The sequence below is a fragment of the Lonepinella sp. BR2271 genome (assembly GCF_051851515.1).
GTDB lineage: Bacteria > Pseudomonadota > Gammaproteobacteria > Enterobacterales > Pasteurellaceae > Lonepinella.
Map to the genome: position 1 here is coordinate 21,646 of NZ_JBPDVF010000007.1, position 25,462 is coordinate 47,107.

25 protein-coding genes are annotated in these 25,462 nt (G+C 38.6%); 6 read left to right on the top strand and 19 right to left on the bottom strand.

Going from position 1 to position 25,462, the window contains the following annotated elements; genetic code table 11:
* Positions 1–40: 40 nt before the first annotated feature.
* Positions 41–520, top strand: a complete 480-nt coding sequence (ybaK, locus tag ACTG7X_RS06895) for a Cys-tRNA(Pro) deacylase (protein WP_439257780.1) — start codon at positions 41–43, stop codon at positions 518–520.
* A 67-nt stretch (positions 521–587) separates the two neighbouring features.
* Here ybaK and tyrA read toward each other — a convergent pair whose 3' ends face one another.
* From tyrA to ACTG7X_RS06950, 11 genes are all read right to left on the bottom strand, one after another.
* A complete protein-coding gene (gene tyrA, locus ACTG7X_RS06900) occupies positions 588–1,715 on the bottom strand; it encodes a bifunctional chorismate mutase/prephenate dehydrogenase (RefSeq protein ID WP_439257781.1) in 1,128 nt (375 codons plus the stop codon).
* Positions 1,716–1,744: 29 nt separating this feature from the next.
* Complete coding sequence (locus ACTG7X_RS06905; RefSeq protein ID WP_439257782.1) at positions 1,745–2,803, bottom strand: 3-deoxy-7-phosphoheptulonate synthase; 1,059 nt, start codon at positions 2,801–2,803, stop codon at positions 1,745–1,747.
* Positions 2,804–2,940: 137 nt separating this feature from the next.
* Complete coding sequence (locus tag ACTG7X_RS06910; protein ID WP_439257783.1) at positions 2,941–3,534, bottom strand: NAD(P)H-dependent oxidoreductase; 594 nt, start codon at positions 3,532–3,534, stop codon at positions 2,941–2,943.
* Positions 3,531–3,992, bottom strand: a complete 462-nt coding sequence (locus ACTG7X_RS06915; RefSeq protein WP_439257784.1) for an NfeD family protein — start codon at positions 3,990–3,992, stop codon at positions 3,531–3,533. The genes ACTG7X_RS06910 and ACTG7X_RS06915 overlap by 4 nt, the downstream gene beginning before the upstream one ends.
* Before the next feature lie 9 nt (positions 3,993–4,001).
* Entirely contained in the window at positions 4,002–4,922 is a 921-nt protein-coding gene (locus ACTG7X_RS06920) for an SPFH domain-containing protein (protein ID WP_439241692.1), read from the bottom strand.
* Between the two features lie 105 nt (positions 4,923–5,027).
* Positions 5,028–6,665, bottom strand: coding sequence for a hypothetical protein (locus ACTG7X_RS06925; RefSeq protein WP_439257785.1), 1,638 nt, complete (start codon positions 6,663–6,665; stop codon positions 5,028–5,030).
* A gap of 124 nt (positions 6,666–6,789) precedes the next feature.
* Positions 6,790–8,241: a molybdate ABC transporter ATP-binding protein ModF gene (gene modF, locus ACTG7X_RS06930; RefSeq protein WP_439257786.1), complete on the bottom strand. Its 1,452-nt coding sequence runs from the start codon at positions 8,239–8,241 to the stop codon at positions 6,790–6,792.
* A 107-nt stretch (positions 8,242–8,348) separates the two neighbouring features.
* Positions 8,349–9,182 (bottom strand): OmpA family protein, encoded by an 834-nt coding sequence (locus tag ACTG7X_RS06935; protein ID WP_439257787.1) that lies wholly within the window; start codon positions 9,180–9,182, stop codon positions 8,349–8,351.
* 168 nt (positions 9,183–9,350) lie between these two features.
* On the bottom strand, positions 9,351–10,412 hold the full coding sequence (gene sohB, locus ACTG7X_RS06940) for a protease SohB (RefSeq protein WP_439257788.1): 1,062 nt from the start codon (positions 10,410–10,412) through the stop codon (positions 9,351–9,353).
* 43 nt (positions 10,413–10,455) lie between these two features.
* Complete coding sequence (locus tag ACTG7X_RS06945; protein WP_439257789.1) at positions 10,456–11,223, bottom strand: ABC transporter permease; 768 nt, start codon at positions 11,221–11,223, stop codon at positions 10,456–10,458.
* 1 nt (position 11,224) lies between these two features.
* Positions 11,225–12,151: an ABC transporter ATP-binding protein gene (locus tag ACTG7X_RS06950; protein WP_439257790.1), complete on the bottom strand. Its 927-nt coding sequence runs from the start codon at positions 12,149–12,151 to the stop codon at positions 11,225–11,227.
* A 191-nt stretch (positions 12,152–12,342) separates the two neighbouring features.
* On the opposite strand from ACTG7X_RS06950, the gene trpE reads away from it, so the two are divergent.
* From trpE to trpCF, 5 genes are all read left to right on the top strand, one after another.
* Positions 12,343–13,884, top strand: coding sequence for an anthranilate synthase component I (trpE, locus tag ACTG7X_RS06955; protein ID WP_439257791.1), 1,542 nt, complete (start codon positions 12,343–12,345; stop codon positions 13,882–13,884).
* Positions 13,885–13,894: 10 nt separating this feature from the next.
* Positions 13,895–14,473 (top strand): aminodeoxychorismate/anthranilate synthase component II, encoded by a 579-nt coding sequence (locus tag ACTG7X_RS06960; protein ID WP_439257792.1) that lies wholly within the window; start codon positions 13,895–13,897, stop codon positions 14,471–14,473.
* A gap of 9 nt (positions 14,474–14,482) precedes the next feature.
* A complete protein-coding gene (locus tag ACTG7X_RS06965) occupies positions 14,483–14,869 on the top strand; it encodes a tautomerase family protein (RefSeq protein ID WP_132302453.1) in 387 nt (128 codons plus the stop codon).
* A gap of 10 nt (positions 14,870–14,879) precedes the next feature.
* On the top strand, positions 14,880–15,881 hold the full coding sequence (trpD, locus tag ACTG7X_RS06970) for an anthranilate phosphoribosyltransferase (RefSeq protein ID WP_439257793.1): 1,002 nt from the start codon (positions 14,880–14,882) through the stop codon (positions 15,879–15,881).
* Positions 15,882–16,035: 154 nt separating this feature from the next.
* Positions 16,036–17,469, top strand: coding sequence for a bifunctional indole-3-glycerol-phosphate synthase TrpC/phosphoribosylanthranilate isomerase TrpF (gene trpCF / locus ACTG7X_RS06975; RefSeq protein WP_439257794.1), 1,434 nt, complete (start codon positions 16,036–16,038; stop codon positions 17,467–17,469).
* A gap of 59 nt (positions 17,470–17,528) precedes the next feature.
* On the opposite strand, the gene ACTG7X_RS06980 is transcribed toward trpCF, so the two are convergent.
* From ACTG7X_RS06980 to ACTG7X_RS07015, 8 genes are read right to left on the bottom strand one after another with little or no spacing between them, the layout of a single operon-like run.
* On the bottom strand, positions 17,529–18,434 hold the full coding sequence (locus ACTG7X_RS06980; RefSeq protein ID WP_439241711.1) for a mechanosensitive ion channel family protein: 906 nt from the start codon (positions 18,432–18,434) through the stop codon (positions 17,529–17,531).
* A gap of 44 nt (positions 18,435–18,478) precedes the next feature.
* Positions 18,479–19,573 carry a lytic murein transglycosylase gene (locus ACTG7X_RS06985; RefSeq protein ID WP_439257795.1) on the bottom strand — a complete coding sequence of 365 codons (1,095 nt, stop codon included), beginning with the start codon at positions 19,571–19,573 and terminating at the stop codon, positions 18,479–18,481.
* 13 nt (positions 19,574–19,586) lie between these two features.
* Positions 19,587–20,390: a glycosyltransferase family 2 protein gene (locus tag ACTG7X_RS06990; RefSeq protein WP_439257796.1), complete on the bottom strand. Its 804-nt coding sequence runs from the start codon at positions 20,388–20,390 to the stop codon at positions 19,587–19,589.
* 12 nt (positions 20,391–20,402) lie between these two features.
* Positions 20,403–21,284 (bottom strand): glycosyltransferase family 2 protein, encoded by an 882-nt coding sequence (locus ACTG7X_RS06995; protein ID WP_439257797.1) that lies wholly within the window; start codon positions 21,282–21,284, stop codon positions 20,403–20,405.
* Entirely contained in the window at positions 21,277–22,485 is a 1,209-nt protein-coding gene (locus ACTG7X_RS07000) for a hypothetical protein (RefSeq protein ID WP_439257798.1), read from the bottom strand. The genes ACTG7X_RS06995 and ACTG7X_RS07000 overlap by 8 nt, the downstream gene beginning before the upstream one ends.
* Positions 22,485–23,258 (bottom strand): glycosyltransferase family 25 protein, encoded by a 774-nt coding sequence (locus ACTG7X_RS07005; protein WP_439257799.1) that lies wholly within the window; start codon positions 23,256–23,258, stop codon positions 22,485–22,487. Before ACTG7X_RS07005 ends, ACTG7X_RS07000 begins: the two co-directional genes overlap by 1 nt.
* A gap of 1 nt (position 23,259) precedes the next feature.
* Positions 23,260–24,474: a lipopolysaccharide biosynthesis protein gene (locus tag ACTG7X_RS07010; RefSeq protein ID WP_439257800.1), complete on the bottom strand. Its 1,215-nt coding sequence runs from the start codon at positions 24,472–24,474 to the stop codon at positions 23,260–23,262.
* Positions 24,464–25,456, bottom strand: coding sequence for a polysaccharide pyruvyl transferase family protein (locus ACTG7X_RS07015; RefSeq protein ID WP_439257801.1), 993 nt, complete (start codon positions 25,454–25,456; stop codon positions 24,464–24,466). Before ACTG7X_RS07015 ends, ACTG7X_RS07010 begins: the two co-directional genes overlap by 11 nt.
* Positions 25,457–25,462: the final 6 nt, after the last annotated feature.

Below are 25,462 nucleotides of genomic sequence, written 5' to 3' on the forward strand. Positions count from 1 at the left end.
AATAACGCTACATTCTATACTTTTTCAGGGAGAAAAGAAAATGACACCCGCCATAGATTTACTAAAAAAACAAAAAATTGTCTTTACGTTACACACCTACGATCACGATCCAAATAATACCCATTTTGGCGACGAGGCAGCGGAAAAATTAGGCTTAAATCCGAATCAATCTTTTAAAACCTTACTGGTGGCAGAAAATGGGGACCAGAAAAAATTAGCCTGTTTTGTGTTGCCCACCGCCAATATGCTTAACCTGAAAAAAGCCGCCAAAGCTATTGGTGTGAAAAAAGTCGATATGGCAGACAAAGAATTTGCGCAGAAAAGTAGCGGTTATTTGGTCGGGGGAATCAGCCCGTTAGGACAAAAGAAACGGCTCAAAACTGTGATTCACCAAAGTGCGGTGAATTTTGAGCACATTTTTGTATCAGGGGGAAAACGGGGATTAAGTGTGGAACTGGCACCACAGGATTTAGCGCAAGTATTGGGCGCAGAATTTGTGGATATTGTGGATGATGAATAATACAAAAAAGTGCGGTGATTTCACCGCACTTTACCTGTTAATTTGCCCTGTTGATTTGCCCTATTTATCAATCATGTTGGCGATGATCATTGGCTTGTTGTAATAATTGACGGCTCTCTTTCATAAATAAATCCGAATATTCACCAAACCATTGGCTCACTTGATTAAAGGTATCAATAAAGCCTTGTTTATCGCCTGTTTCAAAGAATTTCAGGCTTTCCACATAGCTGTCTTTTAAACTTTCAATCACGGCTAAATTTTCGGGTTTATCCAAAATAATATCCGCATATAAGCCACCATCTTGGGCAAATAAACGCCCGATCATAGCCAATTCTAAGCGATAAATCGGTGATGACAAGGCTAATAAATTGGCTAATTTCACCGGTTGCTTGGATAAATGTAAGCCGTTGGCAAAAGTGGAAAAATGGCGTAAGGCCTGAATATAGGTCATGCTGTGATCATGTTCCGCTGCCTCTACCTGATAAATTTTCGCCCCCCAAATCGCCATTTGCTCAAGCAACCATTGATAACGTTCAGGATAACGCCCATCACAACGCACAATAACCTGTTTTGCCATACTGGCGACATCAGGGCCGAACATAGGATGTAACCCCACAACTGCCCCTTGATGGACTTCCAACATTTTTTGTAATGGCTGACGTTTAACCGAGGTCAAATCCGTTAATAACATATTTGGGGTTAAATAAGGTTGGAGGCGTTCAATGGTGTCTAAGGTATTGGCAATCGGTACACAAACAATGACCACATCCGCATTGGCTAAAATTTGATCCGCACGTTGCCAATCTTGACGACCTAATATCTCCACGGTATAACCAGATAAACCTAAGAAACGCACAAATAATCCGCCGAGTTTACCATTCCCCCCGACCACCACAATTTTTTTGATGTCAGGGTTAACGGTTTTAAAACCAAAATGATTTTCACTGGTGTAAGACTCCCGCATAAAACGGCGTAACACATCTTCAATTAAATCCGCTGGCACCCCGATTTTTTCCGCCTCTTGACGGCGAGCGGCTAACATATCTGCCTCCCGTTCAGGCACATAAATGGGCAAACCATGTTGATGTTTCACTTCACCGACTTTTTTCACCAACGCCAAACGTTTAGCAAACAGCTTGATCAATTCGCCATCTACGCTATCAATTTCAGTTCTAATCTCTTTTAATACGTCCATTTTATCTTCCGTCAAGATTCAAGTGCGGTCTATTTTACTTGATTTTTTAAGCCATCTGCAATGTTATGTAATAAGCGTTCGGTGGTGTCCCAATCAATACACGCGTCCGTAATTGACACGCCGTATTGCATTTCACTGACGGGCTGTTCTGCGGATTGATTGCCTGCGTGAATGTTGCTTTCCAACATCAAACCAATAATCGAACGATTGCCATTGATTAACTGTTGTAACGCATTTTCTGCCACAGCGGGTTGTAAACGATAATCTTTATTGGAATTGGCATGGCTGCAATCGATCATAATGGCGGTTGCTAAGCCCGCTTTTTCTAATGCCAGTTCACATTGTTGAACAAATTCGGCTTGGTAATTCGGGGCTTTGCCACCACGTAAAATCACATGGCCATCAGGATTGCCCTCTGTATGCAATAAATTCACCTGTCCTTTTTGGTTAATCCCAATAAAACTATGTTGCATTGCGGCCGCTTTCATGGCATTAATGGCCGTTGCTAAACTGCCGTCTGTGCCATTTTTAAAGCCAACGGGCATGGACAAGCCCGAGGCTAATTCACGGTGCGTTTGTGACTCGGTGGTTCTGGCGCCAATGGCTGACCAACTGAATAAATCCGCCAAGTATTGTGGCGTAATCGGATCCAATGCCTCGGTGGCTAGCGGTAATCCCATTTCGGCTAAGTCCAGTAATAATTGACGAGCGATATGCAAGCCATTTTCCACATCAAAGGTACCATCAATGTTAGGATCGTTGATCAACCCTTTCCAACCCACGGTGGTACGAGGTTTCTCAAAATAGACTCGCATGACAACATAGAGCTGATCTTGCACATCATCAGCCAATGCTTTTAAACGTTTGGCATAATCCAATGCGGCCACCGGATCATGAATAGAACAAGGACCTATCACCACCAATAAACGGGGATCTTTTTTATGAATAATATTGGAAATATCTTGGCGGTGTTGCTCAATTTGATGACGTAAATGAGGAGATAAAGGCAATTTTTGCTTTAATTCACGTGGGGTAATTAACACTTTTTCGTCAACGATATGGACATTATGAATGCTATCTTTGTTCATTTTTATTTCCTTTTGTAAATTTATAATTACAGTTAATGTAAAAATAAAATTACACGATAAATTAAAAAATAGCAACCCATTTTTATAAAAAAATAAGGCGCATTTTAGATACGCCTTATTTTTGGGGTTTATTCAGCTTAAAGTGCGGTCAAATTCTGTAACGTTTTCTCCCCCACTTGTGTCAACATATTCTTACGCTCTTGATCGCTAATCACATATAAATCACCAAATAATTGATGATCAATATCGGTAATCCCACAATAATTAAACAAACCATTGACCAAACACACATCCAATGCTTGTGCAAAGCCTTTGGCTTGATAAGCCTCTACGTTATTGCCGATATTAATAAACTGTTGTATTTTTTTACCTTGCAACAAACCAACCGAACCTTGTTCACTGCTTTGATAAGCAAATCCATGGGTAAACACCCGATCTAAATAGCCTTTTAACATGGCGGGAAAACCCATCCACCATACGGGATAAACCAAGGTGATTAAATCCGCTTGTTGAATTAATTTCTGCTCATACAGCACTTCTTCGGGAATAATGCCTTGCCACGCCCCTTGCATTTCTTCTTGCGATAAGACAGGGTTAAAATTCATGGCGTAAAGGTTTCTCACCACCGTATTTGCGCCAAATTGCTCACTGCTTTTCACCACTTCATCCACAAGGGCTTTGGTGAAACTGTTGTTATTTGGGTGAGCAAAAATAATGACATGTTGTTTCATTGATTCACCTTTTGAACGATTAATGTGATCCCTTGTACACTCAATACTTGAATGCTATCGCCGACACGTAGCTTGTCATGCTGTGCCGATTGAATCCGCCAAGTGGTATCACCAAAATGGCCTCGCCCAATACCATTATCATGGATTTCTTGAACAAATCCAACCGTGCCAAGCATGGCATGATCTCGTTGATTTAAGTGACTGCGTTTTTCATCAGACAGATCTTTTTTATGTTGATATTTCCACCAACCTAGACTTAATAACGTGGCCAAAATGGCGTAAATAATGCCTAAACTGGCCAACGAAAAATCAGGAAAACATTTCATTACGCCCGCCACGGCAATGGCGGCCAGTCCCCACCAAAGGAGGAAAATACCGGGTAACGCCAACTCTGCAATTAACAAGGCAAAACCCAGAATTAACCAATGCCACACTGTCCACGTTTCAAACCATTCCATGAATTATCCTTATTTTTTATCGCCCTTTAACAATTCCGCAATGCCGGCTACTGAACCTATCAAATTGCCCGCCTCTAACGGCATTAATACCACTTTGCTGTTGTTTGAACCGCCAATATGTTTTAAGGCCTCAGTGTATTTTTGCGCAATAAAATAATTAATCGCTTTGGTATCACCGTTGGTAATCGCCTCGGAGACCATTTGGGTCGCTTTGGCCTCCGCCTCCGCCGCACGTTCTCGAGCTTCCGCTTGTAAAATCGCCTCTTGTTTTTCCCCTTCCGCACGCAAAATACGAGATTGTTTCTCCCCCTCGGCACGTAAAATCTGCGCTTGACGAACCCCTTCCGCTTCTAACACTTCCGCCCGTTTATTCCGTTCCGCTTTCATTTGCGCATTCATGGCCTCGCTTAATTCACGTGGCGGACGCACATCTCGAATTTCAATACGAGTGACTTTCACTCCCCAAGGATTGGTCGCCTCATCCACGATCGCAAGCAAACGCCCGTTAATGCTATCACGTTGTGACAACATTTCATCCAGTTCCATACTCCCTAACACGGTACGAATATTAGTCATCACCAAATTGACAATCGCCTGTTCTAAATGATTCACTTCATACGCCGCACTACGGGCATCAATCACTTGCACAAAGCACACCGCATCAATGGACACATTGGCGTTATCTTTGGAAATCACTTCTTGTGATGGAATGTCTAACACCTGTTCCATCATATTAATTTTACGCCCAACCCGATCCACAAAAGGAATCACAAAGTTCAAACCGGGTGAAAGGGTTCGGGTATAACGCCCAAAACGCTCAATGGTCCAGTGATAACCTTGTGGTACGGTTTTTAAAGTTGAATATAAAATAAACGCCACTAAAGCAATAAACACAATCGTTGCGACAGGTAAACCATCATAAAAATCCATAATATTTTCCTTATTAAGAAATAAAAATACAGCTAAAAAATTAAAAGGGGCATAAAACACCCCTAGATTAATCATAAATTCGAGGTAAATACTGACTGTGAAATATTATTCATCAAAAGTAGGCTGATAAAATTTAGACTGGATGGAATCACCATCCATATATTCCCCTGACTTTATATCATAAATATCAGGTAAATCTTTCAAATCTTCGACGTTATCAGCATCAATCACCTCATCAGATATTTTTTCTTCATCAAGATAAACTGTAGTTATATTTGATTGAGATAAGAAATCAAAACGATTTATTTTAATGCCTGCTAAATAAAGATCACTTATTCCTGATTTTTTTAATGGGGACAAATCTTTAATATTACAATGGCTTAAATCTAAATTACCTATATAGGCATGTTCTAAGGGCGATAAATCATCAATTTTAGAATAGCTCAAATCTACTTTCATTAACTCTTCAAACTCAGATAATACTTTAATATCCAATCCTTCAAAATTTGTCAAGGAAAGTTCAGTAAGGCCTTCAAAAGCGGATAAATAATGATTATATTTGAACCATCTTCCACTTCCATAGAGAGATATTTTTTTATAAACATAAGGATCCTCAATGAAACCATCTATCTCTAATATATCTAATATCCATCTCCAATCGGTTGTTAAAATAATGCCATAGTTATGCTCTTTAACATCTGGATAATCATCATTCGAATTTGATATAATTTCCGGCATTGACTCATAAATATGACAATAAATTTCACAATGTGGTAGCTGTCTATTTAATGACTTTAATTCTTCATCTAATTTTACAATATAGTCAGCAAATGAATCTTCATGTTTGTCTTTGAAAACAGATTGTTTATATTCGGATTTATAATGTTCATTTTTGATATCGATAAATAATTTTTCTAAACTTCTCGACCCATATAGACTTTTAAGGTCTTGTGCTGCATCTATATTTAAGATCAGTTCTGACAAATTGATTGTATTTCTTAAAAATGAAATATGTTCAACCTTACTATACGCTAAATCGACTTTTCTCAGAGATTCTAATGGAACATCCGAACTAAGCAAGGAGATATTGCTATGAGATACATTTAATTCATTAAGATTTGTTAAATTCGTTAAATTAAATCCTTGATTATCAATCACACAATATTCAAGGTTTAAATGTTTCAATTGTGATAAACCCTCTAAATAAGTCAAGGATTGGATATGACAATAGGCTAATCTAATGGTTGTTAGTTTTTTGAAATATCTAAAATCAGGCAAAATTAATAGCGGTGATTTTTTATCTGATAATTGTTCTTCAAATATTTTACAATACTCTTTGTATAATTCAAGGTCATCACGATAATCAAAGGAATAATCAATTGTTGCCTCGTGTAGTTCGGGATCATTTTTAATATGTGAGGTGTAAATTTCTACAATATCGACAAATTCAAGGGAGGATAATTTAAATAAACGAGCTAAAAATGTAGTTATCGTTTCCCCTGATATTATTAAATTGATCTTTTCTGATGAGATTTCATCAATTGGGTCTGAAATATTACGGTATTTTAAAGCAAGGTTATTATAATCATACATTTCGCTTAATTTGTCTTGATGTATGAAATTTAGGACAAATATTCTTTTCCAAATATCATCTAAATTTTCCCACCAATTAATATGAGCCTCTGTAATAGTGATTGAATTTTCTGAAAGTGCTTTCTGAGAAAAATTTTGTTGATTTTCCATTTTGATATTCCTTATAGAGATAGGATAAGAATTGTTTGGAAATCCTAGCATATTTTGCTCAAAATGTCAATACAAACAAAATAAACCATTTAAAAACATATAGTTAATAAAAAACCATACCATTTTACACCGCAGTTTGTACATATTGATAGCCATTTTCTTTTGGCACAAATTCAAAAATATGGGTAATACATTGCGGGGCGTCTTGATCTTGGTGGGATACAAATAATAACTGTGTGCCACTGTGTTTCACGAGCTGATCAATAAAGGATTTCACCAAGCGACGATTTAAGCCATCCAGACCTTGCAAAGGTTCATCCAAAATTAAGACAGGGGGATATTTCACCATGGCACGGGTGATTAACAATAAGCGTTGTTGTCCCCAAGACAGCGAACGAAAGGGCTTTTTCGCCAATGGGGCTAAATTAATGCGTTCCAACCATTGCATGGCTTTCACGCGTAATGCGTCGGGAACACGTTGATACACACCAATGCTGTCAAAAAAACCAGAAATAATCACATCTAATACCGAGCAATTTACCCGATAATCCATGTGCAGTTGACTGCTAATATAACCCATTTTAGATTTAATTTCCCAAATGGTTTCCCCCGAACCTCGTTGGCGTCCAAAGAGACGAACAATGTTGCTGTAAGATTGCGGATGGTCGCCCGTCAGAATAGACAACAAGGTGGATTTTCCTGCACCGTTCGGCCCTTTGATCCACCAATGTTGTTGCGGTAATACTCGCCACGTTAATTGATCTAAAATGACTTTATCTGCATATTGAATAGTCACCTTTTCTAATTCAAAGTGCGGTGTATTTGGATCAAGTTTTTGCACCGGTTCGGTACATTCAGGGAGTGGCACATCCATCGCATTTTCGGCATATTGTAGCTGTTGGAAAATACTCTGCTGTTCTATTTCGGCCCGATTTCCCTGTAAAATCACTTCACAATGATCCAATAAGGCAATCTGTTTGGCGGCAGTAGGAATATCATTAAAACGATTGACGATCAGTAACAAACTGGTTTGTTGGGCTAATCTTTCCAGTAATTGTTGCCAATCTTGCACGGATTTTTGATCTAGTCCCTCAAAAGGTTCATCTAAAATTAATAAATCTGGCTGTTGTACTAAGGTTTGTGCCAATAAGATTTTGCGGCTTTCGCCGGTGGAAAGGTGCATAAAAGGACGATCTAATAATGAGGTTATCCCCAATAGTTCGGCATATTGCTGACACAAGGCCTCATTTTTCGACCCATTGAGAATGGTTTCACGGGCCGTTTTGCCAAAATCATCCGGACTGACGCTGTCATTATTGCGTTCACGAAAGGTTTGTTCTAAGATTTTTTGCTGTTTTTCAAAAGAAAATTGCTGAATATGCTGAAAACTATTTTCATATTCTCCGCTGTAAACCGGTATTTTTCCCTCAATAGCCAGAGAAAATGCCGTTTTACCACTGCCATTACTCCCCACAACTACCCAGAAATCCCCTTGTCGAATTTGAAAGTGCGGTATTTTTAAACGATTTTTTTGTTGTAATAAAAATTCAGCTTGAATAATCTTGACTTGCTTCATTCCGTTTCCTTTTGCGAGTAACAATCCTTAGCCATAATATATCTGACAAACAAGCAAAAGAAAAGGCTAAACCTCAGTTTAGCCTTGCAATCAATCAAAATCTAAAATTATTTTTGATAGTAAGGTGTTGGGCCTTTAGGACCACCGACTTTACTTGATTCAGGTTGTTCTAAAACCGTACCTGAGGCTTTAATCTCTACACGACGGTTAGGGCGTAAACACGCGATTAATGCTTGACCGTGTTCATCATCACAAGCCTTAACTTGGTCTGCTTTACCATGACCAGTGGCAACAAAGTTAGCTTGAACGCCTTGTTCAATTAAACGTGCTTTTACACGATCAGCACGACGTTGTGATAAATTCAAGTTATACGCGTCTGAACCTAAACGGTCAGTATAACCGTCGATAGATACTTCTTTTGCGCCAGAGGTTTTTAATTGTGAGGCGATATTATCAACAATTTCTTTCCCTTTCGCCGTTAATTCCTCTTTATTGAAATCGAATAAGAAGTCACCGCTCAAGCTGAATGATGTAATACCATTACAACCATTCGGGTACCAGAAGAAACTCTGTGCGTTCATGTTTTTGTCAAATAAGATTTTGTATTGACAAATTTTGTGTTCACCGTTTTCACGATAGTTAAATGCGTAATCCCATTCACGTACGCCGAATAAACCTTCAGCAAAATGTGGTGTACCTAACAAGCCATATAATTGCTCTTTATTCATGCCACGTTCAACCATGCGAACATTGTCCCAGTTTGGCCATGAACCAACTTGTTCAGATTTTGTTTGGTCAATTTCAGGCCACACAAGATTTGCTACGGCTTGTTCTGCTGACTCACCAGCAGGCTGACCTTCATCAGTAATATTACTTGAGTTTCCACAAGCAGCTAATGTAGTAGCAGCAACGGCTGATAAGAAAAAATGTGATAATTTCATTCGTTTTACCTTAATAAATATTTCTATAATCCTAATTGAATCGTTATAATCAAAATCACCCTACATGAGCCTAACTATAATCGCGACGCATGATAATATTAAATACACGGAAAGTAAATCAGATTTCTCTTTTCCATCAGACTTTTTTGTAAAGAAAAGTCAATTCTTCTACAAAAATGTCCGTTCATCATGCTTTAACCAACGCAACAAAAGATTATTCGCACTTTCTTCGGTTTGCTTACCAAACTTCTGTAACAAAGATTTTTTCTGCTTATATTGCACGCCAAGTACAGATTTCTCATTGATCGCTTGCAAAATCACATCATCACTGGTAGCAATGTCATCCACCAACCCTAAATCCAAGGCTTGCTGACCAAACCAATGTTCACCGGTGGCAATTTTTGCCACATCTAACTGAGGTCGATTTTTAGCCACAAATTGCTTAAAGAGTTCGTGGGTTTCTTCCAATTCTTGTTGGAATTTTTGTTTGCCTTTTTCGGTATTTTCTCCCAACACGGTAACCGTGCGTTTATATTCGCCCGCCGTCATCACATCGACATCGACATCATGTTTCTTCAATAAACGATGAATATTCGGAATCTGTGCCACCACCCCAACAGAACCAATAATCGCAAAGGGAGCAGAAATAATACGATCTGCCACACAAGCCATCATATAGCCCCCACTGGCTGCCACTTTATCCACCGCCACCGTGAGTTTAATCCCTTTTTGTTTTAAACGAGCAAGCTGTGAAGCCGCTAAACCGTAGCCATGCACTACGCCACCAGGGCTTTCTAAGCGTAATAATACTTCATCTTTTGCAGGATCGGCGACTTGCAAAATGGCACTAATTTCTTCACGTAATGCAGTGGTTTCAGATGCCTGAATATCGCCTTTAAAATTCAACACATACAAAGTCGGTTTCGCCTCTTGTTCGACAACGTCACCTTTTTTACGTTTGGCTTTCAAGGCTTTCGCCTTAGCTTTTTCTGCCTTTTTCTCAGCTTTTTCTTGTTCTTTTAATTCATCTTCCGTTAAATGAAAATCACGCAATTTTTTGCTGTTATCCTCATATTGTTCCGATAAATCAGTAATCTCCAATTCCCCATGGGAATGAGCAGATTTCTCTTTTAACGCCATAATCACGGCGACAATCCCCGCAATCACTAATAAAATGGTGAGAATTTCTAAAATAAAAATCCCATAACCAATTGCAATTTCAGACCACATTTTTGTTGTTTCTCCTATAAAAAATACCTAAAAATACACCGCACTAACTACGCAACCCAATACCACGATTAATTAAATAATACGCTATGCTGTATAACACGGAAATAAACAAAATCAACACCGTAAAAGTATAAACCAACGGCACATCACTAATCCCTAAAAAACCATAACGAAAGCCATTGATCATATACACAATCGGATTGAGTTTCGATACCCCTTGCCAAAAAGGCGGTAACAGGGAAATCGAATAAAATACCCCACCCAAATAAGTTAATGGTGTTAACACAAAGGTTGGAATAATACTAATATCATCAAAAGATTGGGCAAAAACCGCATTTATCAAGCCCCCTAAGGAAAACGTCGCGGTAGTAAATAACAGAGTTAAAGCAATCACGCCCCAAGAATGAATATCAAAGGACACAAAAAATAACGACACCATGGTGACTAATATCCCCACCAACAACCCACGAGCCATACCGCCAGCCATATAACCTAAAATAATAATGTGCGGTGACACCGGCGCAATCAATAATTCTTCTACATTATGGGCAAACTTTGTACTATAAAAAGACGACGCCACATTGGCAAAAGAATTAGTTAAGGACGACATCATAATCAAACCGGGGACTATAAATTGCATATAACTAAAACCGCCCATTTCGCCGATTCGGCTACCAATTAACTGCCCGAAAATCACAAAATATAAGGTCATGGTGATCACCGGTGGCACCAATGTTTGTACCCAAATTCGCATAAAACGGCGAATTTCTTTGCGTAAAATGGTATAAAATGCGACCCAAGTTAATTGCATGTTATTTCTCCTCTGTCACGGGTTTATTTAACGCCATTCGAACAAATAATTCTTCCAAGCGGTTAGTTTTATTTCGCATACTGAGTACCTGTACTTGTTGATCGGCCAGTTGAATAAACAGGGAATTTAGCCCCTGTTCTCGGTGAACTTCGACTTCAATAGAACATTGTTCTAAGGCGGTTATTTTATAATCTTTAATTTGTGACAACGTCGCATTTTTATCTAAATCCAGAATAAAGGTTTCGGTTTCCAGTTTCGCCAACAAATCTTTCATTGCCATATTTTGCACTAATCGCCCTTGCTGAATAATCCCAATATGGCGACATAACATTTCCGCTTCTTCTAAATAATGGGTGGTTAAAATAATGGTGGTACCTTGCTGATTAATTTCTGCCAAAAACGTCCATAGACTACGGCGTAATTCAATATCCACGCCTGCGGTGGGTTCATCTAAAATCAATAATTTAGGTTGGTGCATTAAAGCTCGAGCAATCATCAAGCGGCGTTTCATCCCCCCTGATAATCTTCTCGCCTGCTGATGACGCTTATCCCATAAATCCAAGCGTTTTAACCAGATTTCCGCACGTTGTAAGGCATCTGCACGAGTAATCCCATAATAACCCGCTTGATTAATTAAAATATCAATCACGTTCTCAAACTGGTTAAAATTAAATTCCTGTGGCACTAACCCAATACATTGTTTCACTTGATTCAGCTGTTGATCTAAATCATAGCCAAACACCTTGACCGTGCCACTGGTTTTATTCACCAACGAGCTAATAATGCCGATAGTGGTCGATTTCCCTGCCCCATTATGTCCAAGCAACGCATAAAAATCACCACGTTCAACGGTTAAGTCAATCCCCTGTAACGCTTTCACGCCATTTTTATACGCCTTGGTTAAGCCTTTTATTTCTAATGCAAACATTTGCGTTTACCTTTTTTGTTATTCTTCTTATTTCAAGCCGACTATGATAACGTTTTTTACAAAATCAGGCAAAAAACACCGCACTTTTTCCGCCCTATTTTCGGGTTATTCAAGAAAAAATAATAATTCCCCTTGACAAAATTCTTTTGTACTAGTTTAATAGTACAAAAGAATTTTAATAAGGATATTTTATGTTTCAACCTTATATTCAGGTATTGAATAAACAAGTAGATTATCATCTTGATCTCACCCAAGTGCTAACCACCCTTTGTCCACCCAATACGAATAGTTTACTGCTTGAAAGTGCGGAGATTTCGAGCAAAAATAGTTTAAAAAGTTTGTTACTGATCAATGCGGCAGTAAAAATTTCTTGCACAGGACAAATTGTCACATTTAAAGCATTAACGGATAATGGAAACACCGTTTTAATTCACCTTGAAGAAAAGTTACAGGGTTTAGCTACACTCACAAAACTTAATCAAACTACCCTGCAAGCAGAATTTGCGGCACTCGATCAAAATCTTGATGAAGACAGTAAATTACAATCTGCCACCGTGTTTGACGGACTTCGTCAAATTGCTACGCTGTATTCTCATAGTCAAACGCCTATTTTTTTAGGCGGATTATTTGCCTATGATTTAGTGGCAAATTTTATTCCGATGGACGGTATTCAATTACAAGATGATGGTTTAACTTGCCCCGATTATGTCTTTTATCTAGCAGAAAATTTACTGCGTTTTGATCACCCAACTCAACAGGCGACATTACAAACTTTCTGTTTTAATTCCAAAGCATTAGTGGATTTGCAACAAAGTGCGGTGAAAATTTCGCAAGATTTACAGAATTTGAAACCGTTACCCGCCATTCAAAAAGCGGATACGCAGGTACAAATTAATCACGATGATGACAAATTTAAACAAATTATCACCGCACTTAAACAACATATTTATGACGGTGATGTATTCCAAATCGTGCCATCTCGCCGTTTTTCTTTGCCTTGTCCCAATACGCTGGCAACCTATCGTCAGTTAAAATTGAACAATCCAAGCCCCTATATGTTCTTTATGCAAGATGATGAATTTACCCTATTCGGTGCATCACCTGAAAGTGCATTAAAATATTCAGCGGAAAATCGCCAGTTGGAAATTTACCCGATTGCAGGATCTCGCCCACGGGGATTTGATGCCAATGGTCAGATCGATCCTGAACTTGATGCTCGTTTAGAATTAGAAATGCGATTAGATCATAAAGAATTAGCCGAACATTTGATGTTGGTAGATTTAGCCCGTAACGATATTGCTCGAGTCTGCGAAAGCGGTACACGTCAAGTGTGTGATTTAATGCAGGTCGATCGCTATTCACATATTATGCACTTGGTTTCTCGTGTAGTGGGTAAACTTCGCTCTGAATTAGATGCCTTACACGCTTATCAAGCATGTATGAATATGGGAACGCTAACAGGTGCACCGAAAATTAAAGCCATGCAGTTAATTTATCAATTTGAGCAAGAAAAACGCCATAGCTATGGCGGTGCAGTGGGCTATTTAGGTTCAGACGGAAATTTCGACACTTGCATTGTGATTCGTTCCGCCTTTGTACAAAATGGCATAGCACACGTGCAAGCAGGCTGTGGCGAAGTATTGGACTCCGATCCACAAATGGAAGCGGACGAAACTCGTCATAAAGCTCGTGCGGTGTTAAATACCATTATTCAAACTAACCAACTCGCATAAGGAACAAATTATGGCAACTATCGTATTTTTAGACAATTTTGATTCCTTTACTTACAATCTGGTGGATCAATTCCGCACGCTGGGGCATAACGTAAAAGTCTATCGCAACGACTGCGAGCTGGATTTTTTAACCAAAATCTGCCTTGAACCTGACAGTATTTTGGCACTCTCTCCCGGACCTGGTACACCTGCTGAGGCAGGTAATATGCTTGCCTTAATTGAGAAAGTCAAAAATCAAGTGCCGATTATTGGGATTTGTTTAGGACATCAAGCCTTAATTGAATCTTTCGGTGGCAAGGTGGTTCATGCAGGCGAAGTGTTACACGGCAAAGTGTCAAAAATCAACCATGATGAACAAGCCATGTTTAAGGATTTACCTAATCCGATGCCCGTGGCTCGCTATCATTCCCTAATGGGAACCGAATTACCCGATGAATTAATCGTCAATGCAGAATATAACCATATTATTATGGCAATTCGTCACCGCACCTTGCCAATTTGTGCCTTTCAATTTCACCCTGAAAGTATTTTAACTGTTCAAGGTGGAAAATTATTAGAAAATTCAATTCATTGGTTAGTTAACCGATAAGAGGAAATTATGATTATTGTTTATGGTTTAAAACACACGCTTGCACCACGAAAACAGCAGATTATGCAGGCAATTTACGATTGCTTAAATATGCAACTGGATATTCCCCCACGTAAACATACTTTACGTTTTATCGGCTTAGAACGAGAAGATTTTTTCTGTCCCGAGGGGCGAACAGACGATTTTATTGTGGTTGAAATTAATCTAATGCAAGGGCGTTCCGAAGATACCAAAAAACGGCTAATAAAAATGCTGTTCTGTGAATTGGAACAACGGGCGGATATTAATGCCATTGATGTGGAAATCACCATTAAAGAACAACCGCCACATTGCTGGGGTTTCCGTGGTATGACAGGCGATGAAGCCAACGACTTAGCTTACAGTATTTATCGTTAAGGAAAGTATTATGCAAATTGAACAACTATTATCCCAACTCTTTGAAAAACAACCATTAAACCAAAAACAAGCAGAACAACTATTTAACGCTGTTATGCACGGCGAATTAGCCAATGAACAATTAGCAGGGGCATTAATTGCCTTAAAATTACGTGGTGAAACACCAGAAGAAATCAGTGGTGCGGTCAATGCTGTGGTGGCAAATGCTCAACATTTCCCTACCCCACATTATGATTTTGCCGATATTGTTGGAACAGGTGGAGATGGTGCCAACACCATTAATATTTCCACTGCCTCTGCCATTGTGGCTGCCAGTCTTGGCTTTAAAGTTGCCAAACACGGCAATCGTAGTGTATCGAGCAAAACGGGGGCGAGTGATGTACTGAGTGCATTAGGGGTAAATATCGGAATGCGTGCTGAAACCGCACGCAAGGCGTTAGATGAAACCAATATCTGCTTTTTATGGGCGCAACAATATCATCAAGGTTTTAAATATGCCGCTCCAGTTCGCCAAGCCTTGAAAACTCGCACATTGTTTAACATTCTTGGTCCACTGTGCAACCCTGCTCGCCCAACGCATCAATTATTAGGGGTGTATTCGCCAGATTTAATTCAACCTTATGCGGAAACGGTAGTCCGTTTAGGCGGTAAAAATACCATTGTGGTACATGGTTCTGGTTTAGATGAAGTGGCGATTCACGGCAAAACCGATGTGGCAGAAGTACGTCACGGCGAGATTACTTATTACAGCGTAACCCCTTATGATTTCGGTTTTGAACCACAACCATTAGACAGTTTACGTGGGGGTGAACCCGCAGAAAATGCACAATTTCTCACCGCACTTTTACAAGGCAAAGGCAAAGCCGAACACGTTCAAGCCGTGGTAATGAACGTAGCAATGTTAATGAAAGTGTTTGGTCATCAAGATTTAAAAGCCAATGCGGAACAGGTGCTTGGCGTGATAACTAGCGGTAAACCTTATGAAACATTACTGACATTGACGAAATATTAAGATTATTTTACCCTCACCCTAGCCCTCTCCCAGAGGGAGAGGGAATTATATAGGGTATTGAAATGCAATAAATTAAATTTTGAATTATCCCTCTGAACATCCCCTCTCCCCTTGGGAGAGGGCTAGGGTGAGGGTAAAACCACGAGTAAACAAAATGAATATCAACCCAACCGCCCCAACCATTCTCCAAAAAATCGTACTCGATAAATTGGACTGGGTAAAACAGAAAAAAACCGAATTTCCGCTAAGTGAATTTCAACAAAAAATCACCCATTCTGACCGCAGTTTTTATCAGGCCCTAATGTCATCAAAGACACAAGGCAATTATCAACAACCTGCTTTTATTTTAGAATGTAAAAAAGCCTCGCCGTCTAAAGGCTTAATTCGTGCCGAATTTAATTTGGCAGAGATTGCTCATGTGTATAAACATTATGCGACCGCTGTTTCCGTACTGACAGATGAAAAATATTTCCAAGGGGATTTTGCTTATATTCAGCAAGTGCGAAATATCGTCAGCCAGCCTGTATTATGCAAAGATTTTATGGTCGATGAATATCAAGTTTATCTCGCCCGATTCCATCAAGCGGATGCGATTTTATTGATGCTTTCCGTGGTAGATGATGAAACCTACCAAAAATTATCTCACCTTGCTCATCAGCTTAGCATGGGTGTATTAACCGAAACCAGTAACGAAGTGGAATTTGAACGAGCGTTGAGCTTAGGAGCAAAAATTATCGGGGTAAATAACCGTAATTTGCACGATCTCACGGTGGATTTAAATCGGGTAAAATACTTGGTGGAAAAATATCAACATCAGATTCCAGCCGATACTCGCATTATCAGTGAATCAGGAATTTACACGCACGCTCAAGTGCAACAGCTAAAATCCGTATCTCACGGCTTTTTGATTGGCAGCAGTTTAATGGGAAGTCACGATTTAAATAACGCCGTACGTTCGGTGATTTTCGGCGAAAATAAAGTCTGCGGTTTAACCCGTCCGCAAGATGTGCAAGCAGTTTATAGCCAAGGTGCCTTATACGGCGGTTTAATCTTTGCGGAAAAGTCGCCACGCCAAGTCAGTCTTAGACAAGCACAAGAATTAGTCACCACTGCCCCATTGCGTTTTGTCGGTGTTTTCCAAAATCAAGAAATTGATTTTATCGTGAAAATTGCCAGCCAACTACAACTTTTTGCGGTGCAATTACACGGTTCAGAAAATGCCGAATTTATCACCGCACTTCGTCAACAATTACCTGAAAATATTCAAATCTGGCAAGCGGTTTCGGTAGATATTGAAAACCAAACTGCGGTGCAAATTGATGAAATTTCAGCGGTCAATCGCTATGTTCTTGATAGTCAAATAGGCAATCAACAAGGCGGTACAGGCAAACCCTTTGACTGGTCAAAAATTCCTGCTGAATTGAAAAATCGTATTATGCTAGCAGGTGGAATTAGTCCAGAAAATATCGATCTTGCCTTACAACAAGGCTGTTTAGGGCTAGATTTAAATTCAGGCGTAGAAAGTGCCAAAGGCATAAAAAGTGCGGAGAAATTGACCGCAGTTTTTGATAAGATTCATCGCTATTAATCTATAAAAACGCCCCAATACGCTCGACGCATTGGGGCTATGTCTATCATTTTAACAACTTATTTTTCAGTTTCGTTGGCACTATTATTCACAATATGCAAATCCATTTGATCATAAGGAATGGAAATGCCCGCCTCGTCATAAGCCACTTTCACGTCCTCTAACATGGCCCAATAGACTTTCCAATAATCTGAATTTTTCACCCAACCACGTGCAATTAATTGTACACTACTCGCCTCTAAGGAACCCACAGCAATCACGGGTTCAGGGGTTTTTAACACCATGTCATTTTTCGCAAAAATGGCAGCCACAATATCTTTCGCTTGTTTAATATTGGACTCATAAGAAATATCAAAGGTTAAATCCACACGGCGAGTCTCATTCAAAGAATAGTTAGTAATGCTATCGGCAAACACTTTGCCGTTTGGCACTAATACGGTTTTATTGTCACCTGTTCTAAGCTCCAACATTAATAAACCCATTTGATGAACCGTTCCCGTGGTGCCAGACGTTTCAATAAAATCACCTTTATTAAAAGGTTTGAAGATCAGCAACATCACGCCCGCTGCAAAATTCTGCAAGGAATTTTGTAAGGATAAACCAATGGCTAAACCCGCCGCACCAATTAATGCCACTAGCGAGCTAGTATTAATGCCTAACTGGGAAAGTGAGGCAATCACCGTGATTAAAAGCAATAAGAAATAACTGATGGAACGCACAAAACTTTGTAACATTTCATCTTTGGTCGAGGCTAAGGCGGCTCGTCCTAATAAATTACTCACCACTCGTGTGATGATTTTCCCCACATAAAAGATGACAATCGCCAATAAAATTTTGGTACCATAAGGAATAATCCAGTCGTTTAATAAAGTGCCTAAATCCATATTCGACACTTCTTTCAGGATTTTTCCTGTTTCGCCAATCACATCTAACTGTGCAGTTTCCGTTGCATTTTCTGCAGCCATTTTTGTTTCCTCTTTTGATTAAAATAAATTGTGACAAACCTACATTACAAACCTACGGTAGCTTTAATTCTGTCCGCAAACATTCCCACACTCAAAGCATAATAATTAGATCGGTTCCAATCTAAAATCGTGCGGAAATTATTCGACACTAAGAATGCACGTCCCACTTGTTTATCGGGTTGCACTAACCACAAATTCGCAGAAGATAAAGCGTTGAGTTTTTGTGCCTCTGCACTGTTTTTTAGCATAATACCTCGGGCTTGCCAATCTTTCAGCGAGCGTGCTTTACCTTTTTCTGTTCCCGATAAGGCTAAATCAACCGGTTGAGTAAGCTGTACTTCCACGCCCCAAGGTAAGCGGTCATTCCACCCTACGGTGTGCAAATAGTTGGCAATAGAGGCAAACACATCATATTCATTTTTCCAAATATCTTTACGCCCATCGCTGTCACCGTCTGCAGCATAGTTTAAATAAGAGGTCGGCATAAATTGGGTTTGTCCCATTGCTCCAGCCCATGAACCAAGCATTTGAGCTCGATTTAAATGCCCTTGATCCAGCATTTTCATCGCATTGATAAATTCTTGGCTAAATAATTTTTCACGGCGGCCATCAAACGCTAAGGTCGCTAATACGGAAAGTACATCAAAATTACCTTGATAGTAACCAAAACTACTTTCCATGCCCCATAAGGCTAAAATAAATTCTTGCTGTACGCCATATTTTTGGCTGGCTTTTTGCAGGGATGTACGCACATCCCAATAATTATTTTCGGCTTTATTTACTTTGGCTTGCGTAAGGTGTTTGTTAATATAATTTGTCGCGCCATTTGGATTCGGTGGAGCTGGTGGCTGATTTTTACGACGTGCCGCATTGCCTGCTTGTTTTTGATCTAAACGCACCGCACTTTCAATATAACGAATATTATTTTGTGCATTCAAGGTTTTCGCAGATACGCCTTGTCCTGCTGCTTTTTGTTTGAGAAATTGCACGTAATCATTAAAATTATCTAATGTACGTGCTTTGCTGTAAGTGGCATCATTCCCTAAAGCAGACACCGACGTGTTGCCCGTCTTATTGGAGGAACAGCTTGCAACAGCTAAACAAGCACAAAGTGCGGTGATTTTTAATAAGGTTTTCATGAATTTTACTTTCCTATTTACGAATAAATTGATATAACTTTTCAAGTAATGCTTTGGGTAATAAACGAGGTAACATTCTGGTGAAAAATACGCCAAATCCAGTAACGGGATGTTGTAGTTTTACTTGCGATTTCAATCGGTAAAGTTGCCATTCAAATTTGGCTTGCGACAAGCCACGACGACGACCCACCATACCATTGCCGACACGCGCATAAACCAAAATATCAGATAAATTAGCCACTTGCGTAGGATTCTGTGCTACCAGATTGATCCACAAATAATAATCTTCTTGCAATCCTTGATAGCCGCCTGCTTTTAATACGGCTTGGCGTTGGTAAGCCACGGTCATGTGGTTAAACGGGCAACGTTTTTGGGTAAATGTCACAATATCGGAGGCTGTGGTCGGCACTTTTCGATAGCTTACAATATCTTCAATGTTTGCACCGAATTCAGCAATTTGGCCACCTAAAATCACCACTTCAGGATGTTGTTCAATAAAATCCACTTGTTTTTCAAAGCGGTCAGGATAGCAAATATCGTCCGTATCCATGCGGAAAATCCAATCATGACTGGCCGCTTGAATCCCTTGATTTAAGGCTTTACCTAACCCAACATTTTGGGCTAAGGGGAGCAATTTAAGCGGTAAAATGGCGGTAAATTCATCAATCACCGCTTGCAATGCTGGCGTAATGGCACCGTCTAACACTAACAGAATTTCATCCGCCGGACGTGTTTGCGTCACTAAACTTTGTAAACATGCCCGTAAATATTCGGGTTTTTCCTTAATATATAAGGACATTAATACTGAAAATTTCATTGCTTGTTCCGTTTAAATATAGCGTTTTAAATTTATCGCTAATTGAGGCGATATTGTACTGATAATCGCAATCATCAAATGTTTCACGTTATGGCTTAAACCAAAGATTTTAAAATAATAATAACCGGCTTTACGGGATAAATTCATGGCATATGGATAAGACAACATATATAGCGAATTGATCGCAAAATTTTTCGCTTGCTGTTCGGTTTTGACATATTGTCGTCCGATAATCTCAATGGCTTTCTCGGTATTGACTGTATTCGTCGATACACTGGATCTTTGCGTATGAAATTGACAAATACTTAACGGCAGATCAACATACTTCGGACGAAAATCTGCTGAACTTACGGCTTTTAACACAAATTCATAATCTTCTAAAGATTTTAACGCCGTGGATAATCCACCTAACTGCCAAAAGAAGTCTTTTTTAATCGCAATCATTGGCATACCTCCGATTTTATTGACCAATAAAATTCTTTCTAATGAAATCTCTTGTTCATTAATCGGCTTGGTAACATAACTAAATTTTTCATTCACCATTTCACATTTGGCAGGATGATAAATAAAGTTCAGCGTTGAATTTTGCTCAATGGTTTCGGCAATCATTTGACATTTTCGCTCATCAAAACGATCATCATCATCTAAAAATAATAACCACTCGCCTGTTGCCATTTTGGCACCATTATTACGACTTTGAGCGGGTCCAGCATTTTGTTCATTACGAATAAGTTTAACCTCAAAGCTAAAAGTGCGGTCAATTTTTAACGGATTTGGCGAACAATCATCAACCACAATGACCTCAAAATTCTTTGCGGTTTGTTGTTCCAAACTCACCAATAAACGATTAACTTCCAGATTACGATTATAGGAAGGTATGATAATACTAAACATGATTTTTTCTCACAATTTGTTTACCTTGCCCACCGAACAACGAAATAAACATTAAAAAGATAAACATAATCCCAGGGTAAGCGTAGGTATCGGCTTTGACATTTAATAAACTCAACAATAACAAGCTAGATAAAATAAATTTCCAACTGCCATTAAACCAGTTATCCGCAATCCGTTTCACAAAATAAGCTGTCACCACAAAACAAACTGCAATATAACCGATACCACCATATAATGCCTGACGAATAAAGCCAGAGTCCGATCCGCCGTAATAACCTTTGCCGTTCAGATTATAATATAAGCCGTCACCTATCATCAGTTGTTTTAAACTTGGCATAAATAAATGTTTTTGCATTAAGGTATCGGTGGAAGAAGATAACCCAGTAGAAATACCAATAAATTTAGACGCTGGACGATCTGTCCCATAAATCAAATTAATCAAGGGTTCTAAAGCATGTTCAATATAAAGGCTTGATTGATAATTTATGGCTAAAACAAAAATTAATACACCGAACAATATTATCGGCAAAATATAATCTCGTTTAAAATAAAGGACTAAGCTGAAAACGGAGAGTAATAAAAATGTTCTGCCTGAAATCAATCCGATACATAACATTAAAAACACATAAATCCCTTGCAATTTAGCGTGCTTCTCGGCATAAGCTAATAAAAAATGCAAAAGCATTAAGTAAAAGGCACTTAATTGGAAAAAGGCGGATGATGTTATGTTGTATAAACGATATTCCTGCTCCGATCCTGTAAACTGCGGTAAAATGGCACTGGCATTTGTACCTAATGCAATGCTGACTAAAAACGGAATACCCGTTAGTGCTAAAACACCCATAATAGACTGTGCCACTATTCCTATTTTAATATCTCGAATAAATAGGCTTTTTTCTTGTTGCAGATAAAATAAATTATAAATTGCAATCCCCAATATAAATATCACCAACAGTTTAATATACATACTCAGTACACCAAACTCTGCTGTACCATTAATCAAAATCGGGATCACGGAAACAAGCACTAAAGCAGCACAAACGAATAAACTGTCTGCTGGAATAATCACTTGGTTAATTTGTTTTTTATACCATTTATAACCCAACCATAACACCGCAATAACACCAGCGACTAGACTCATTCGGATAAAATGAAAAGCCCAAGGATCATAAAGATAAAATAAATTAAATAATGCTGACATTATAAATTTCTCTTAATCGCTAATAGCTTTTTGGCTGGAAATTTCAGCCATTTTTGCCACCAACTATGTTTTAAGGCGGCACGTAAATCGGCTAAATTACTGGCTAATTTGGGGTTTTCAATCACCATTAACGGACGAATCACGATAATATCTAAGCCTAATTGTTTCTCAAACCAAATAAAATCATCTGCCAACCAGAAGATCTTTTGCTGTTGTTCAATGTAATCTAAGAACTTTTGACAAGCCGATTTTTTTATTAAATAAGCCACCGTGCCTGCAAAATAATTTTTATAAGGATAAGCATAACGATAACCCGTTGTCGCTATCTTCTTTTGCAGAAAACGCAATGTGGTTGGATAATTAATCTTCAACTCAATATCATCAAAGGTTGGGATTTTTGATTGTCCGACTAGAATAATATCGGCGGTGAAGTTTTCAGTTAAAAGTGCGGTCAAATTTTGCTGAAAATTTTCTGCCAACAACGCATCATCTTCACAGACTAAAGCATAGTCATTTGCTTGAACAGTTTCATCATCTACAATTTTTTGATAAATCGCTAAATGGCTTAAAGTACAACCAATTTCACCTTTAGTCACTGCTCGTCCGTAGGCTTGTTTAAACCCATTAAAATCAAAACGGCTTTCTAATTCTGATGGTGACAAATTCATGGTATTAATGGCATTAAATACGTTAAAATCTGCTGTATCTGGTTGAGAGAAAAATAATTCCCTACGTTGTATGTCTTTTTCTAAAGAAATTAAAAATTTTCGCATTTTACACCGCACTTTTTTGTTCAGTTGTGCTAGTCACCGACATATCGGTGATCGGATATTTAAAATAATAAATTAACGAAATCAATAAACGAGTTAAACTGGCTCCGATAAGGGCATAAGCCAAACCATATAATTGAAGATCACGTAATAAATAAAATAAAACCACAAATACCACAATAGCAATTAATTGTCGCACAAACAATAAAATCTGTTTACCAAATAGCAACATATTTTGTGATAACACCCAAGATAGACCAGCAATAATCGCATTCACAATAAACCAAATTAACACCGGTGCGACTTCAATATATTTAGCACTGAAGAAAAACGCAATCACTGGTTTAGCTAACAACGGCACCAGAATTAATGCTCCAACGCTAATTAACGCAATCACGACTAACACGGATTTAATTCGATTTAATTTATTTAATAAGCCCGAATAATAATAATCCGCCAACATATTAATAAATTTGGTCATTAAACTATCAAAGGCAATACACACCGTGTAAAGACCTAACGTATAATGGCCAAGAAAATACACCACCAAAAATTTATCTAAACTGGCAGTGGTCGCCCCAAAGGTTTGCAATACATTTTGCTTAAACCAAGTGGTGAAGAAAAATTTGCGATCAATGGAAACTACTTGATTACGTTGGGTAAAATCTTTATCAATTTGATATAAATAAATAAGACAAAAAATAGCCTGAATGGCACTGTATAAGGTTAATAAATACAGGGCAATTTGCAGTGGTTGCTCCTGAAATAACAGATAAGTCACGCCATACACCAACACCAATAAAATCGGTTGTTGTAAGGTTAAACGACGATAAACGATCATCTTAGGATCAATTTTACTTTTTTCTAGCGTAATGGTTAACACGGCAGTTAATAGCACATTCAGCATAAATAAGCCGTAATAATCCGTCACATTAAAGAAAAACACGGCGATATTGGCGACCAATACAGCTAAGGCTAAAAATAACAGAAAATAACCTTTCCAATGTGTATATTGGTTATTCCGCATACTCAAAGCAAACGCAAAACCGACGCCCCCAGTGGCAAACGTAGTCACATAGGAAACTGATGTTACAAATAACTGATGTAAACCGCGATCTTGTACCGATAACAAGCGAGCTAAGATAAAAGAGCTGACTAAAGTCAACCCCATGCTTAATAAAGTAATCGCAATGAGCTTAATAAAATGATTATTTTTCATAGAGCGTTGTGTAATCTATGTCTTTTGTCCATTGCTGATAATAACCTGAATTTTTACCATAGGAATTATCACACACTTGATTTGGAATACCCAATAAACAAGAAAAAATATGTCCATGTAATCGGCTGGTAATCACGTCATCATAGCTCAAAAAGATGTCTTGGCAACGAGCAATAATCTGCAATGTACGCTGATACCATAAGACATTGAGTTTATTCTTTAAAAACGTTAATTTAAATTTGTTAGCCATTTTCGCCAAACGGCTACACCAAAGTTCGAATTGGTGATCCTGTGCCGACAGAAGATCTTCCCAATCTTTGATATGCGAACCACTCGCTAATTGTGCTTGAATGTCCGTTTCAATATGGCTTTTTTCAATATCTTTACGCAAAAAATAAAGGGTATTTTTCACCGCACTTTTTGTAGGCGCTAAATCACCGGAAGTGCGGTCTTTTTGTGGCAAAATTCCGTACAGTTGATGCGCCATATCTGGCGATAAATAGCTATGCTGAGAAAAATGCTGTTGCATTAATACCATGCTTTTACTGTCACGGGCAAATAAATGTAAATCAGGATGTGCAGAAAATGCGGTTGCCGAGGTTAACATGGCTTGCTCGCTGGAAAAATGAGCGGTTTGAGGCAATAAAATGATCCGATTATGCGGAAATTCACGCACAATTTCTTCTCGCATTTGTTGAATGAGCGGATACAAATCCCCAAAATTTCCACCGCCATGACACAAAATCGTGGTATTCGGTTGAATATATTTTTTCACTTCATGAAGATCAAAGGCTTGCAAACAACGTCTTAAACGAATATGAATATGATAATCTTTGAAAAATTGCTCGGTACCTGCATAAATCAATAAATCTCCCACATTCAAATGTAGCGGATAGTCAAAATATAGCACATCATTTTTATCAATAATTAAACGGTCAATTTGTTGTAAATGTTGTTTTAAGGATTGTAAGATTTCATTCATTCGTCA

Excerpts from the sequence above, each read along its gene's own strand:
- ybaK (WP_439257780.1), top strand. The coding sequence starts at position 41 with ATGACACCCGCCATAGATTTACTAAAAAAACAAAAAATTGTCTTTACG.
- tyrA (WP_439257781.1), bottom strand. The coding sequence starts at position 1,715 with ATGGACGTATTAAAAGAGATTAGAACTGAAATTGATAGCGTAGATGGC.
- ACTG7X_RS06905 (WP_439257782.1), bottom strand. The coding sequence starts at position 2,803 with ATGAACAAAGATAGCATTCATAATGTCCATATCGTTGACGAAAAAGTG.
- ACTG7X_RS06910 (WP_439257783.1), bottom strand. The coding sequence starts at position 3,534 with ATGAAACAACATGTCATTATTTTTGCTCACCCAAATAACAACAGTTTC.
- ACTG7X_RS06915 (WP_439257784.1), bottom strand. The coding sequence starts at position 3,992 with ATGGAATGGTTTGAAACGTGGACAGTGTGGCATTGGTTAATTCTGGGT.
- ACTG7X_RS06920 (WP_439241692.1), bottom strand. The coding sequence starts at position 4,922 with ATGGATTTTTATGATGGTTTACCTGTCGCAACGATTGTGTTTATTGCT.
- ACTG7X_RS06925 (WP_439257785.1), bottom strand. The coding sequence starts at position 6,665 with ATGGAAAATCAACAAAATTTTTCTCAGAAAGCACTTTCAGAAAATTCA.
- modF (WP_439257786.1), bottom strand. The coding sequence starts at position 8,241 with ATGAAGCAAGTCAAGATTATTCAAGCTGAATTTTTATTACAACAAAAA.
- ACTG7X_RS06935 (WP_439257787.1), bottom strand. The coding sequence starts at position 9,182 with ATGAAATTATCACATTTTTTCTTATCAGCCGTTGCTGCTACTACATTA.
- sohB (WP_439257788.1), bottom strand. The coding sequence starts at position 10,412 with ATGTGGTCTGAAATTGCAATTGGTTATGGGATTTTTATTTTAGAAATT.
- ACTG7X_RS06945 (WP_439257789.1), bottom strand. The coding sequence starts at position 11,223 with ATGCAATTAACTTGGGTCGCATTTTATACCATTTTACGCAAAGAAATT.
- ACTG7X_RS06950 (WP_439257790.1), bottom strand. The coding sequence starts at position 12,151 with ATGTTTGCATTAGAAATAAAAGGCTTAACCAAGGCGTATAAAAATGGC.
- trpE (WP_439257791.1), top strand. The coding sequence starts at position 12,343 with ATGTTTCAACCTTATATTCAGGTATTGAATAAACAAGTAGATTATCAT.
- ACTG7X_RS06960 (WP_439257792.1), top strand. The coding sequence starts at position 13,895 with ATGGCAACTATCGTATTTTTAGACAATTTTGATTCCTTTACTTACAAT.
- ACTG7X_RS06965 (WP_132302453.1), top strand. The coding sequence starts at position 14,483 with ATGATTATTGTTTATGGTTTAAAACACACGCTTGCACCACGAAAACAG.
- trpD (WP_439257793.1), top strand. The coding sequence starts at position 14,880 with ATGCAAATTGAACAACTATTATCCCAACTCTTTGAAAAACAACCATTA.
- trpCF (WP_439257794.1), top strand. The coding sequence starts at position 16,036 with ATGAATATCAACCCAACCGCCCCAACCATTCTCCAAAAAATCGTACTC.
- ACTG7X_RS06980 (WP_439241711.1), bottom strand. The coding sequence starts at position 18,434 with ATGGCTGCAGAAAATGCAACGGAAACTGCACAGTTAGATGTGATTGGC.
- ACTG7X_RS06985 (WP_439257795.1), bottom strand. The coding sequence starts at position 19,573 with ATGAAAACCTTATTAAAAATCACCGCACTTTGTGCTTGTTTAGCTGTT.
- ACTG7X_RS06990 (WP_439257796.1), bottom strand. The coding sequence starts at position 20,390 with ATGAAATTTTCAGTATTAATGTCCTTATATATTAAGGAAAAACCCGAA.
- ACTG7X_RS06995 (WP_439257797.1), bottom strand. The coding sequence starts at position 21,284 with ATGTTTAGTATTATCATACCTTCCTATAATCGTAATCTGGAAGTTAAT.
- ACTG7X_RS07000 (WP_439257798.1), bottom strand. The coding sequence starts at position 22,485 with ATGTCAGCATTATTTAATTTATTTTATCTTTATGATCCTTGGGCTTTT.
- ACTG7X_RS07005 (WP_439257799.1), bottom strand. The coding sequence starts at position 23,258 with ATGCGAAAATTTTTAATTTCTTTAGAAAAAGACATACAACGTAGGGAA.
- ACTG7X_RS07010 (WP_439257800.1), bottom strand. The coding sequence starts at position 24,474 with ATGAAAAATAATCATTTTATTAAGCTCATTGCGATTACTTTATTAAGC.
- ACTG7X_RS07015 (WP_439257801.1), bottom strand. The coding sequence starts at position 25,456 with ATGAATGAAATCTTACAATCCTTAAAACAACATTTACAACAAATTGAC.